This is a genomic window from Hyphomonas polymorpha PS728, assembly GCF_000685315.1.
GTDB classification, from domain to species: Bacteria; Pseudomonadota; Alphaproteobacteria; order Caulobacterales; family Hyphomonadaceae; genus Hyphomonas; species Hyphomonas polymorpha.
The window spans coordinates 104461-117124 of the sequence record NZ_ARYM01000001.1; the positions used below are offsets into that span (position 1 = coordinate 104461).

The 12664-nt window shown below is 64.2% G+C and carries 11 protein-coding genes; 6 read left to right on the plus strand and 5 right to left on the minus strand.

The window, feature by feature from the left end; all coding sequences use genetic code 11:
- Positions 1-95: 95 nt before the first annotated feature.
- Together HPO_RS00595 and HPO_RS00600 are read left to right on the plus strand one after the other, a co-directional pair.
- The gene (locus tag HPO_RS00595; protein ID WP_233349244.1) at positions 96-488 is read left to right on the plus strand and encodes a MarR family transcriptional regulator; all 393 of its coding nucleotides are present in this window, start codon (positions 96-98) and stop codon (positions 486-488) included.
- Positions 489-520: 32 nt separating this feature from the next.
- Positions 521-1360, plus strand: a complete 840-nt coding sequence (locus HPO_RS00600; RefSeq protein WP_035593202.1) for a C40 family peptidase — start codon at positions 521-523, stop codon at positions 1358-1360.
- A 79-nt stretch (positions 1361-1439) separates the two neighbouring features.
- Here the strand turns inward: HPO_RS00600 and HPO_RS00605 are convergent, their stop codons facing one another.
- On the minus strand, positions 1440-2213 hold the full coding sequence (locus HPO_RS00605) for a c-type cytochrome (protein ID WP_051612119.1): 774 nt from the start codon (positions 2211-2213) through the stop codon (positions 1440-1442).
- A gap of 162 nt (positions 2214-2375) precedes the next feature.
- Here HPO_RS00605 and HPO_RS00610 point away from each other — a divergent pair, with 162 nt between their 5' ends.
- The gene (locus tag HPO_RS00610) at positions 2376-3212 is read left to right on the plus strand and encodes a prephenate dehydratase (protein ID WP_035593606.1); all 837 of its coding nucleotides are present in this window, start codon (positions 2376-2378) and stop codon (positions 3210-3212) included.
- Here the strand turns inward: HPO_RS00610 and HPO_RS00615 are convergent.
- The gene (locus tag HPO_RS00615; protein ID WP_233349245.1) at positions 3196-4098 is read right to left on the minus strand and encodes a LysR family transcriptional regulator; all 903 of its coding nucleotides are present in this window, start codon (positions 4096-4098) and stop codon (positions 3196-3198) included. The two genes, HPO_RS00610 and HPO_RS00615, sit on opposite strands and share 17 nt — an antisense overlap.
- A gap of 142 nt (positions 4099-4240) precedes the next feature.
- Here HPO_RS00615 and HPO_RS00620 point away from each other — a divergent pair, with 142 nt between their 5' ends.
- Together HPO_RS00620 and HPO_RS00625 are read left to right on the plus strand one after the other, a co-directional pair.
- Positions 4241-4789 (plus strand): hypothetical protein, encoded by a 549-nt coding sequence (locus tag HPO_RS00620; RefSeq protein WP_241767842.1) that lies wholly within the window; start codon positions 4241-4243, stop codon positions 4787-4789.
- A complete protein-coding gene (locus HPO_RS00625; protein ID WP_035593207.1) occupies positions 4786-5250 on the plus strand; it encodes a YHS domain-containing (seleno)protein in 465 nt (154 codons plus the stop codon). The genes HPO_RS00620 and HPO_RS00625 overlap by 4 nt, the downstream gene beginning before the upstream one ends.
- A 430-nt stretch (positions 5251-5680) precedes the next feature.
- On the opposite strand, the gene nudC is transcribed toward HPO_RS00625, so the two are convergent.
- On the minus strand, positions 5681-6598 hold the full coding sequence (gene nudC / locus HPO_RS00630) for an NAD(+) diphosphatase (protein ID WP_051612120.1): 918 nt from the start codon (positions 6596-6598) through the stop codon (positions 5681-5683).
- A gap of 131 nt (positions 6599-6729) precedes the next feature.
- Between nudC and HPO_RS00635 the strand changes: the two genes are divergently transcribed.
- The gene (locus HPO_RS00635) at positions 6730-8901 is read left to right on the plus strand and encodes a beta-propeller domain-containing protein (protein WP_035593209.1); all 2172 of its coding nucleotides are present in this window, start codon (positions 6730-6732) and stop codon (positions 8899-8901) included.
- Positions 8902-8912: 11 nt separating this feature from the next.
- Here the strand turns inward: HPO_RS00635 and HPO_RS20155 are convergent, their stop codons facing one another.
- Positions 8913-9041 carry a peptidoglycan-binding domain-containing protein gene (locus HPO_RS20155; RefSeq protein WP_084324080.1) on the minus strand — a complete coding sequence of 43 codons (129 nt, stop codon included), beginning with the start codon at positions 9039-9041 and terminating at the stop codon, positions 8913-8915.
- Positions 9038-12604: an SEL1-like repeat protein gene (locus tag HPO_RS00640; RefSeq protein ID WP_035593211.1), complete on the minus strand. Its 3567-nt coding sequence runs from the start codon at positions 12602-12604 to the stop codon at positions 9038-9040. Before HPO_RS00640 ends, HPO_RS20155 begins: the two co-directional genes overlap by 4 nt.
- Positions 12605-12664 lie beyond the last annotated feature (60 nt).

Here is a 12664-nt window from a genome sequence, read left to right on the forward strand (position 1 = left end):
CGAATGTGAAGGGGGAACACCGCAAGAGGCACTGGACGCTACCGGCAAATCACCTGAGATTCTGTCTCGTAGCGGAATAATCGTAGCGTGGAGGCATGGCCGGGATGCAATTGTCGGAGCGGGATGGTCTGGAACTCTGGCGCAAAGCGGTCACGGCCTCCGTCCGGTCGGATGCGCCCGATCTCACCGCGCGCCAGCAGGCGGTCCTGATGACCATCGCGCTCACCCCCGGCCCGCACACCGTCCGCGGCCTTGCCGAACATCTCGGCATTGCCAAGCCGGCGGTCACCCGCGCGCTCGATGCGCTGGAGCGCCTCGATTTCATCCGCCGCCTGCCGGACGACACAGATCTGCGCTCGATCTTCGTCGAGCGTACGCCTGAGGGCATGGGCTATCTGCGCGCCTTCGCCCGGCTTGTGCTGGCGGCCGCTTCCGGCGAAGAAACAGGCTCGGGCAAGCCCTCCCGCCGCAATTCTGCGGTGGCCTGAGGCCGGGCTGCCCCTCAGGGAGGCCGCCCGCCATGCCGGTTTTCAGTGACAAGCGCCTCGCCCGCCCCCAGGGGGAAGGGGCGCCCTTCCAGGTCACCGCCGGCGCGCTCGCCCTCCGCGAAACGCCCGCCCCGGATGGCCTCGTCTCCACCTTCGCCCTGCATGGGGAAGCCGTTGAGGTGTTCCGGGAAGAGGGCGAGTTCGGCCTCGTCCAGTGCCAGCGGGACAGGTATGTCGGCTGGGCGCTGATGGAGGCCCTTTCGGCGCCCATCCGCCCGGTCACCCATAAGGTCTCTGCCCTGCGCACCTATGCCTTCTCGCAGGCCGATCTCAAATCCGCCCCGCATTTCATGCTCAGCCTCGGCGCCCGGGTCGCCGCCACTGGCCGCCGGGAAGGCCCCTGGGTGGAGTGCGCCCGGGCCGGCTGGGTCCATGAGCGGCATCTTGCCAGTCCCGGCAGCTTTGAGGATGACCCCGCCGCCGTCGCCCTCCGCTTTCTCGGCGCGCCCTATCTCTGGGGCGGGCGGGAAAGTCTGGGGCTCGATTGTTCGGGGCTCCTCCAGCAGGCGTTTGAGGCGTGCGGTGTCCTCTTGCCGCGCGATTCTGACATGCAGGGGGCCTGGGTTGGTACCGAAGTGTCCGGAAATGTCCGGCTCTGTCGCGGCGATGTCGTGTTTTGGGATGGCCATGCCGGTATTCTGATCGCGCCTGACACGCTGCTGCACGCCAACGCCCATCACATGGCCGTTGCTGAAGAACCCCTGGCCGAGGCCGTTGAGCGAATTGGCAAGATCGCAGGCCCGGTCACCGGCGTGCGGCGGATCGATCTGGCGGCCGAACGCGGCAAACGCCCGGCCTGGCTCGCAGACTGAAGTGTATCCCCTTGTTCCCAAACGAAAAACCCCGGCCAAGGCCGGGGTTTGACGTTTGATGGGGTATTGGCTGGCCAGATTACTCGGCCGGGGCTTCTTCCACCGGAGCCGGTTCCACCGGGGCTTCGGCAGGGGCGGCGCCCTCTTCAGCCGGTGCCGCTTCGCCTTCGGCCGGAACAACAGCGCCTTCAACAGGAACAGCTTCCCCGTCGATCAGTTCGCCATCGCTCGGAACAGCATCGATGTCTTCATCAGCCACCGGCAGCGGCTCCGGGAAGGCAGGCGGGTTTGCGGTATTGGCGGCCAGATAGGCAATCACGGCAGCGCGGTCATTGTCACGGCGGATACCGGCAAAGGACATCGACGTACCGCGCAGATAGGCGGCCGGGTTCTTGATCCACTCGTCGAGGTTCTCATAGGTCCAGGTACCCTCGGCATTGTTCATGGCGCCCGAATAGGCGAAGCCGGGGATGTGGGCCTTGTCGGCGCCTACAGTGTTGTAAAGATTGGGGCCAGTGCCGTTTGCGCCGCCCTGGTTGATGGTGTGGCAGGTGGAGCACTGGCTGGCGAACAGGCGCTCGCCGCGCGTCAGGTCCGCGCTGGCTAGGGCCGCGCCCAGGTCGAACACTTCTTCTGCAGCGGCTGCGCCAGCACCGGCGGCTTCGGCCACTTCCACGCAATAATGGAACTTCTGGCACATCTGCTCCGAAAGCGAGGCTGCCTCACCGTGCTCATCGCCGTGATGGCCAGCGCCGCTGGCGAACACCACGTTCGGGAGCTGCATGAGGAACATGATGCCGAGCGCGCTTGCGAGCAGCGCTCCGAAGATCTTGTTTAGACCGAGCTCTCCCATGAGGCATTCCTTCGAATCTGTAGCGTTATTCTGTCTTGGCGCGCGCCTTTTGGCACGCTAACCGGGAGCGCACAATATAACGGGTGCCTGTTCGGGGCGCTTCCCCCCGCCGTCGCGGCGATCAGACGCATGCCGGGGGTCATTCAGACAGGGATTTCCGGCATGACCAGCAAAATTGCCTATCAGGGCGAACCCGGCGCGAACTCGCATATCGCTTGCAGCGAAGCGTTCCCGGGCTTCGAGCCGATGGCCTGCCGGACCTTCGAGGACTGTTTCATCGCGGTGGAACGCCGCGATGCGGACCTTGCCATGATCCCGGTGGAAAACACCATCGCCGGCCGGGTGGGCGATATTCACTATCTGCTGCCCACCACCCAGTTGCACATCACCGGGGAATATTACCTGCCCATCCGGTTTCAGCTGATGGCTCTGCCTGGGACGAAACTGGGTGATGTCCGGAAGGCCCGCTCGCATATCATGGGGCTGGGCCAGTGCCGCAACTTCCTGCGCAAGCATGCCATTGACCCGGTGACCGCTGCCGACACCGCCGGGGCGGCACGGGAGGTTTCCGAACTCGGCGATCCCAGCATCGCCGCGATTGCCCCCCGCCTGGCTGCGGAAGTCTACGGCCTCGAAATCCTGGCGGAGAACATCGAGGACGCGGCCCATAACACGACGCGTTTCGTCATCATGTCGCGCGAGCCTGCCGAAATCGATGCCGGCGACGGCCCGGCCAAGACCGCCTTCATCTTCGAGGTGCGCAACATCCCGGCGGCGCTCTATAAAGGGCTCGGCGGGTTTGCCACCAATGGCGTCAACATGACGAAGCTGGAAAGCTATCTCGTCGGCGGCTCGTTCGAGGCTTCGCAATTCTATGCTGAGATTGAAGGGCATCCCGACCAGCGCCCGGTGCAGCTCGCTCTGGAAGAACTTGGCTTCTTCTCTCAGTCGCTGAAGATCCTCGGCGTCTTCCCGAAGGCGATCAACGCGCGGCTGTAGCCGCCTCCAGCCGTGCCATCGAGCAGGCATGCGCGATGGCCGGTTCAATATGTTCCACGAACAGCCGCGCCTTGCCGCGCAGCTTTCCGGAAGTCCACACTGCATGGATCGGCAGGGAAGGGCCCTGCCATTCCGGCAGCACACGGACCAGACGCTGATCCCCGAAACATTCAGACGCGAGCCAGGCAGGCGCCAGCAGAATGCCAAGCCCGCCCGCGGCGGCTTCCAGCAGTGTCTCACCTGAGGATGCGCGGAAAGGGCCATCGACGCGCGCTTCGAAATGTTCCTCGCCGCGCCGCAGATCCCAGACCGTCTGGCGCGTGTGGCGGAAGACGACGGCATTATGATTGACGACCTCTTCCACCGTCTGCGGCGCGCCGTGGCGGGCAATGTAATCGGGTGACGCCCAGAGTACCTGCGGCGCCTCTCCGAGTTTCTTTGCCATCAGCCGCGAGTCGCGCAGCTCTCCCAGGCGGAAGGCAATGTCGACCCCTTCGGCAACAAGGTCCGTGAGCGAATCGTCAGAGACAAGGTCGAACCGGATGCTGGGATAGGCGGCGAGGAAGACCGGCACGGCAGGCGCGACGACCCGCCGGGCAAAGGAGTGCGAGCAGGACACGCGAAGCAGCCCGACCGGTGAATGTTCCAGCCCGCGCGCTTCGGCTTCGGCTTCATCAAACTCGGTGAGGATATCGACCGCGCGGCGATAGAAGCGCTCGCCCGCCTCGGTCAGGCTGAGGGCGCGGGTCGTCCGCTGGAAGAGGGTTGTGCCAAGGCTGGCTTCCAAATCCTGGATCCGCCGCGAGACAGTCGGCTGGCCCAGTTCGAGATCGGCAGCCGCGCGCGAAAAGCTGCCGGCATCGGCAACCCGCACGAACAGTTGCATGGCTTCAATTCTGTCCAAACCGGTCCTCCGGAAACTGACGGGCCGCCATCACGCGGCTGTGTAGAGTATTCACGACTACTTGCTTTGCCGCAAAAACCCAAGCGGGCGCATATGAGGCCACCAGACATATGGGGAGGGGCCCTTGGCCATTCATCTTAAAAATCTTGCCGGGCCGGCCTATAGCCTGACCGCCGCAGGCGTGTTTCTCGACAGCCTGCGCTTCAAGTTTACCAACGCGCCGGAGACGCAGACCATCTTTGGCAAGCTCGATGCTTGGGCGGCAAGCCTGGGCGCGGCGGGCCTCTTCGCGCAGACGGGTCTCTTCAGCCAGTATGTTATCGGCAGCGCAGAGCTTGTGGCGTCCGCGCTGCTGCTTGCCAGCCTTGCGCCGCGCCTGAAGCGCCTGCGGGTCATCGGCGCGCTGATCGCCGCCGCCATCATGACCGGCGCGGTGAGCTTTCATCTCTTCACGCCGCTGGGCGTTGATCCCGACGATGATGGCGGTGGCCTGTTTGTAATGGCAGTTGTGGTGTGGCTCTCCTCGCTGGGGATGCTCATCGCAGGGCGCGAGACATTGTTCGAAGCCGGACGCGCGCTTTCCCGCGCGCTGGTTCCGGCGCCAGCTTCCCTGCCTTCAGAAGAACTGCCTTCAGAAGAACTGGCTTCAAAAGAAAAGGTTCCTCACGGATGAAACCCCGCACGCTTGTTGTTGCCCTTCTGATGGCGGCTTCGCCCATGCTGATCCTGCCTGCGCCTGCTGCCGCAGAGCCGCCGGTCTATACCGACCTCTTCTCTGATGTTGCAGTGCAGGGGTATGATCCGGTTGCCTATTTCAAGGACGGAAAACCCAGCAAGGGGTCAAAGGATTTCACCGCCGAATACAAGGGCGCGATTTTCCGATTTGTCAGCGCGGCCAATCGCGATGCCTTTCTCGGGGATCCGGAAAAGTACGCCCCTCAATATGGAGGGTATTGCGCCTGGGCTGTCAGCCAAGGCTACCACGCCAAGGGCGATGCGCGCTTCTGGAAGATTGTCGATGGCAAGCTCTACCTGAACTATAACGGAGCGGTTCAGGAGAAGTGGGAAGGCGACATCCCGGGCTTCATCGCGCAGGCCGACGAGATCTGGCCAGACCTCAACCGGAAGAGGTGATCCGGGCACGCAGGGACCGGTTGCGCAGGCATCCGCAGGCCGGGGAAGCCGGGGGCTCTCAGGGTTTGAAGAAGACGCTGCGGCGAAAAGAGATGCGCGCGGTATGTAAAACATCAGCGGCAGATCAATGATCGGCGGCGCGGGGCGAGCAGTGTCATAATGCCTTGATTTGAATATAAAAAAACGGGCGAGACCAGCTCGCCCGTTTCATGTGAAGATTGTCCGTAGACTTACTTCTTTTTCGCGGCCGGTTTTTTAGCGGCCGGTTTTTTTGCCGGGGCTGCTTTGGTGGCAGCTTTAGCGGCGGGTTTCTTTGCAACTGCCATGTCTGATCTCCTATCATCTGGCCAGCCAATAATATCGTGATTCGGGAGAAATCAACTCCTGATTTTCACAAATGAGGAGAATCCGTGTAGCAGTCCGTACACGATCAATCGTTCCGGAAGGCCCAGACCTTCATGATGTGATGGGCAATGGCGGTCGGCGGCGGGCAGAAGAGTTCGCCATGCGTGCCGTTGAGGATGTCTCGCATCTCTTCGCGCGTGACCCATCGCGCGCTCTCAAGCTCCTTTGAGTCGATGACGATTTCCTCTGAGTCAGCAGGCAGAATAAAGCCCATCATCAGCGAGGAAGGAAAGGGCCAGGGCTGGCAGGCAACATACTCTGCTCTGGCGGGATCACACTGGATTCCGGCTTCTTCCATCATCTCGCGCGAGGCAGCCTGCTCGATCGTTTCGCCTGGTTCGCAGAAGCCGGCGAGGCAGGACATGAAGCCGGCAGGCCAGAACTTCTGACGACCGATCAGCGCACGCTCGCCTCTTACGGCAAGCATGATGGCGACAGGATCGGTACGCGGAAAATGTTCGGCGCCGCACGCGGCGCACTGTGCCTTCCATCCCGCTTCGACGATGCCATTCTGCCCGCCGCATTTTGCGCAGTACCTGTGGCTCTGGTGCCACAGGAAAAGACTGCGCGCGGTGGACGCGCAGTTGGCATCCATGTCCGGCATGCGCGCAGACGCCTGGCGGAAATCGAGGAACTCTCCTGCGCCGGCGATCAGGGAGCTGGCCACATCGAACTTTGCCGGAAGGTCGAGCGCGAAGACCGGCGCGCCGGATTTGTCTTCGCCGAGGAAGAGGCGCGGGCTGCCGGGCGAGATGCGCAGCGCTTCGGGGCCGAACCAGTAGAGCCCGCCATCACTGGCGACAAAAGGTTCGCCTGCGCGCAGCATGAGGATCAGGGCGTTGTCCTGCTGGATGGCGGTTTCAAGCCAGGCCTCATCATTGCGGCGGTGGGCGGCGCGGTTGATGGGCTTGGCGGCGAGGGGCATGTCGTTCGAGTTCGTCATGGGCCAGAGGACTAGATCGGTTTTTCGGAGAAGGGAACACCGGACGCCGCGCCAGCCTTGCCACGGGTCTGCCACTACTCCGCCGCAGTCGCATGCGGTAGTGTGCGCATACGTTTGAGGGGACGCACATCATGAAACGCTATCTCGGATTGCCGCTGGTCGCACTTGCCGTCAGCGGCTGCGCTTATTTTTCACCCCGGCAGACCTTCGTGGATCCGCCCGAGCCGCCTGCAGCCGACCAGAACCGCTATGCGGATTTCAAAGTGCCGGAGCAGGACGAAACGCTCGCCGCGTTTGAAGACCCGGCGCTTGCCGGGCTGCGCGCAACATCGCTTTCGAAGTTCCGCAGCGAAGAGGAATTCAAGGACTGGATCCGGGCAACGCGCGAGGCCGCTGACGCGCGCGGCATCGGCCGGCCCTATCCGGTGCTTTCCGCGCCGGCGCCTACGGCGGATATGGCGATGGCGGTTGGCACGCCTGCGCCGGCAGCGGAGGCTGCGCCTTCGCAGGAAGTCACCGTGACCGGCAGCGCCGTTCCGGGGTCGGCAGACAATCCCGAGATCACCAACAACCAGAAAGCCGGCGTGGATGAAGGCGGCATCATCAAGCAGATCGGCCAGCATCTGGTGATCCTTCAGGATGGGCGCCTCTTCGTGACCGACCTGATGCCGGGCGGAGAGCCGGGCCTGAAGCTGGCAGACCGCGCGAATGTCTATCGCTCCAGCCATGAAGACACCTGGTATGATGAAGTGCTCGTCGCCGGGCGCACGATCTTGGTGACCGGATATTCCTATCGCGAGGAAGCCACCGAATACACGGTGCTGAACCTTGGCGAAGATGGGAAGGTGACGCGGCAGGCGACCTTCTACATTTCTTCCAACGATTATTATTCCGGCTCCAACTATGCGACGCGGATGATCGACGGAAAGCTGGTCATCCATACGCCGATCTATCTGGTGGGCCGGGGATGGTGGGATGAGTTGGAGATCCCGGTGATCCGCGAATGGCGCCAGGAGGAGGGGGACGGGTTCCGTGAGCGTACGGAGCTTGAAGATGGCCGCCCGCTGTTCAGCGCCACCGACATCTGGATGCCGGTTCAGCAGACGCTGAAGCCGGTGATCCATACAGTGACGGTGTGCGATATTGCCGGGGTCAGCGATGGCACCGTGCCTGCCTGCAAGGCGACCGCGATTGTCGGAACCGAGACGCATGAGTTCCTGGTGACCAAGGATGCCTTCTGGCTCTGGATGAGCCCTACCGATGATGAGCGGGAGCGGGATCTCGGTGAGCGTGCGCGCTATCCGGAATGTTCGGAAGGCCCGCGCCCGCAGCTTGCCGATCTTGCGCCTTCAGCGCTGGTGCGTCTGCCTACTGATGGGGCGAAGCCGGCGGTGCTCGGCGTGCGCGGCGCGCCGCAGAACCAGTTCTCGATGGATATGGACGCGGGCACCTTCCGTGCCGTGCTCGACTGGCGCCACCGCGATTGTGATAGCTGGGACAGCAAGGATGAAGCCGATCTCACTTTCTTCGACGTGCCGCTGAGTGAGCTCGATGACGTGTTCCACGATACCGCTGGCGGACGTTACTTTGACCTGCCGACGCCGGGCGCCTCTGACTATGAAGCCCGCTTCACGGAAAAGCATCTGGTCTATGGTGCGCGCGAAGGCTGGGGCAGCTGGCCGCCAGGGGATGGCGAGACACGGGATGCGGGCCGCGCGATCATTGTGCCGGTCGATGCGCCGGACCAGCCGGTGACGGTGGAGCTGACGCATGACGTGATCCGCGCCGAGCGGGCGGGGCCATACATGGCGCTGACCGGATACCATGACAACAAAGGCCTCAGCCTGTCGCTGATCGACCTCAGAGCGGAGCCGCGCATCTCCGGAACGATCACGCTGAAGGGGCGCTATGAGAGCGAGAGCCGCAGCCACGCCTTCAACAGCGGCATTGGCGCCGATGGGGCGGGCCTGATCGGCCTGCCGACTGTTCCGCGGTCAGAGGAGGCGGATCGCTGGTGGTGGTGGTCGGCCAGCTCCGACATGAGCTATATTGCGGCGGCGCCTGATGGTGGCCTGGCGGAGGCCGGTATGCTGGACGCCACGCGCCGCGATCCGCAGCTGCCTTCGGAGACCGGTTACACCTGCGAAGTGTCCTGTATCGACTGGTATGGGAATGCCCGCCCGATCTTCACCGGCGGGCGCGTGCTGGCGCTGATCAATTCCGAACTGGTGGAAGGCCGCGTTGAAGACGGCAAGGTCACCGAGATTGGCCGGATCGACCTCACCGCGCCCTTGGCAGACTAGGAAAGGGCGCCTCAGCCCCGGCCGCGCGACGCGCCGGTGTTGAGGCGCTCGATCAGCTCGGGCGTCACGGTGCCGGTTACGGCGAGACCTTCGCTGCGCTGATACTCGCGGATGGCATTTGCCGTTTGCGGACCGATCACCCGTCAGGCTGGCTGGAGAGATAGCCAAGCCGGGAGAGCGCCGTCTGCACGGCCTGAACCTGCAGCGGGTTGCCCGTGTTCCAGCGCTGGGCGCCGAAGCGGCCATTGGCGAGCGCGATGCTTGGCAGCTCGCTCCACACATCGGCGGCTTCCATAACTTCGCGCACGGTTTCCGGCGGCAGACGGCCGGTCAGGTTGCGGACTTCCAGAGCAGCGGCGCTGTCGCCCTTGCGGGAGGCCAGTTCGAACCAGTAGAGCGCTTCGGCCAGATCCTGCCCGGCGCCGATGCCTTCGGCATACATCACGCCGAGATTGTATTGAGCGTCCAGGAAGCCGTGATCGGCGGCCTTGCTGAACCATTCCACGGCGCCGGCTTCATCCAGTTCGCCGCCTTCGCCTTCGGCCATGAAGAGGGCGAGATCGTACATCGCGCCGACATGGCCTGCCACAGCCGCCTTGGCGATCAGGCTGCGCGCCTCGATCATGTCCTGATCAACGCCCAGGCCCTGCTCATAGAGTTTGCCGAGGTCATACTGCGCAGGCGCTGCGCCCTTGAGGGCGGCGCGGCGCAGCAGGGGAATGGCCGCGTCCAGATCATTCTGCGTCAGATAGCTTTGCGCCAGCTGGTATTGGGCAATCGCATTGCCGGCATTGGCTTCAGACTCGACCGTCACCACGGCCGGGATGGCTGGATAGCTGGCGGTGGGCTGTGGGCTGAGGGAGGCGATGGTCGGCACGTCTGCCGGCGGGGGTGCCTTGGGCGCAGCGGCCGGCGCAGGCGCGGGGGCTGTCTCGGCAGCCACGGCGCCGGGCAAGCCGAAGATGTCTTCCTCGATGGCGCCTGCGGCGCTGTCGAAGAGTTCGTCTTCTTCGGCAGGGACGCCCTGCAGCGGGAGAGAGCCCGCGGCCGCGTCGAGCCTCGCCAGTTGCTGGAGGTCGGCCTCGATCGGTGGCGCAGAGGCGAAGATCGGATCAACATAGGTGTCGACCGGCCCGGAGAGGGAGGGATCATGCGGCTGCTTGCCGCGCAGGTAGAGATAACCGCCGGCGGCCGCGCCGGTCAGCACGGCAGCGGAGGCGGCAATCAGCAGCGGCGCGCGATTGCTGGAGGGCTTTGTCTGCTTGGCCGGGGAGACCGGCGTGCGGCGGGGCTTGCCCTGCGTGTCGGCCGCGGCCAGCGCGGCGCGGCGCGCGCGGGCGATGTAGTCGGTTGTTTCCGCGTCACGGTCGGTGGCGGCATTGTCCAGCGTGTCGATCAGGCCGGAGGCATCATCGCGATCAGCATTCGGCAGTGTTTCGGCGATGAAGGGCGCCCCTTCGATCTCGTCATCGAAGATGTCCGACTCGCGTGCCTCGCTGCGGGCTTCTTCCAGCCCGGCGAGTTCTGCCAACGGATCATAGTCTTCTGCCCCGATATCCGGCGGGGCCGTATCGGGAATACCGGCCATGAACTGGCTGTCGTCCAGATCATCTTCAAAGTCGTGCTCGAATGCGTCGTCAAACACATCTTCGCTGATCGCAGGCGCGGCGAGCTCGGGCGCGCTGTCTTCGGTCTCTTCCAGCGCGGGCGCGGCGGCTTGCGCGCTGACATTGCTCAGGCGCTCGACGGCGGCGCGAATGGCTTCGAAATCTGAGCCGAAGGGGCTTTCTTCTTCCGGCTGGGCTTCTGCGTCTGTCTCGGCGGGCGCGTCCCAGTCTTCAAAGCCGGAGCTGAAGTCTGCTTCTTCGGCCTGCGGAGCATCCGGCACCAGGTCTTCAAAGGCGATTTCGGGAAGGCCGGCTTCAAACTCGCCATGCGCGTCCTCATCGCTATCTTCGGCAGAGGTTTCCGTCTCTGCATAGGGATCGGCGGCGACTTCTTCGGTGAAGCTCGTGGGCGGTTCGGGGGTCAGGGCAGGGGGCGGCAGCTCGGCGCCGGGCGGCACGGTGAAGGCTTCCAGGCTCTCGAGGCGCGAGGCCAGCGTGGCGATGGCGCGCTGCATCGGGGAGAGGGAGTCGGTGGACTGATTGTGAATCTCTTCGAGGCGCTCGGACACGCTCGCCAGCGCGTCGGAGAGGCGCGCATCGGCCGATTTGCGGCTGGCTTCGATTTCCTGGGCAAGCGCGGTGAGGGCTTCGTCCTGACGCTTCTGGAGGCGGACCGCCGCAACCGTGACCTGCTCGCCAACCTGTTCGATGGCTTCGGCGCCGCGGATCTCGCTTTCTTCCAGGCGGGTCTCGACATGCTCTGCCAGCGCATCGATCCGTTCCGTGACGGTTGTGCCGAGGCGCTCGATTTCTTCGCGCACGCCGGAGGTCAGTTCTTCGGGATCCCGCGCTTCCACTTCCGCCAGGCGCGCCTTCAGTTCACCGATTTCGGTGCGCAGCTGCGTTTCGGTTTCTGCGTCGTGTTCGGCGGCGCGGGTGATCTCACCGGCCAGTTCCATCCGCGCATTGTCGACGGTGGAGCGCACAAGCTGGGTGATGTCTTCAAAGCGTGCGTCAAATTCCTTACGCAGACGATCGGCCAGTTCCGGGTCAACGGTCTTGGCGACGGCATCGATGCGTTCGTCGAGCGAAGCGAAGGTGGATTCAAGGCCCTTCAGGGCTGCGTCGGTTGTGGTCTCGGCGCGGTTCAGGCGTTCCTGAACGCGCAGGAGCGTTGCCTCCATCGAGGACAGTGCGCCGGACACGTCATCCTCAACCGCGTTCAGGCGTTCCTCTGCCTTCTGAGTGTCGGCGGCGCTGGCGGCGGTTTGCAGTTCCAGATCATCAAACCGGCTTTCGAGTTTTGATGCCTGTTCGCGCACTTCCGTTTCCAGCTGCCCCATCCGTTCGGAGAGGTGGCGGGTGACGCCTTCGGCGCGCTGCTCAGCCTGTTCGACGGCGCGGTCGATGCGGGCGGCAGTTTCCGATAGTGTGCGCTGAACGCGGGTGTCGATGGTCTCGACGCGCTCGGTGACATCGGCAAAACCGGACTCGACGCGGCCCTTGATGGCGAGCGCTTCGTTCTGGGTCAGCTCGGCTTCTTCGTAAACATGATTGGCGAGCTTCCCGAGGGCGGCTTCGAGCGCTTTCAGGGCTTCAATGTTCTGCTTGCCGGTCTCGTCCTGCTCCATCCGGCGGACTTTGGCCTGCAGCGCCTCATGCGTTTCGCGCATCTCATCGATCAGGCCTTCGACATGGCCGGCCACGGCGGCGCTGGTCTGCTCGGCATTCTGGATGCGGGCGACGAGACCCAGCACGGTATGGTCGATGCCGGTAATGGCGAGGGTGGAGCGGGCCTCGGTGGCCTCGATGCGGCGGGAAAGGCGCTCAAGCGCGGTGGCGGCGTCCTGCTGGGGACGGGGCTCGCCGCGATAGTCGCTGCGCGGGGGGCGGGGCGGATTGCGGTAGGACGGATTGCCATAGGACGGCCCCTCATAAGGAGAGCGCATCTCCTCATAATGAGGTTCGTCAGCCGACATCAGCAGGCGGTTGAGATACTCACCCAGCGTGATTCCCTCAGCCATCGCGGCTTCGCGCGCGGCTTCCCGGGCACGCTGATCTATCCCTTTTACGCTCCAGGGCCCCGTCTGGCTCATCGCGCCCACTCCTTGCGCACCCGCACCGCTGCGCCGGGTTAAGGCGAACGGCCGATTTGT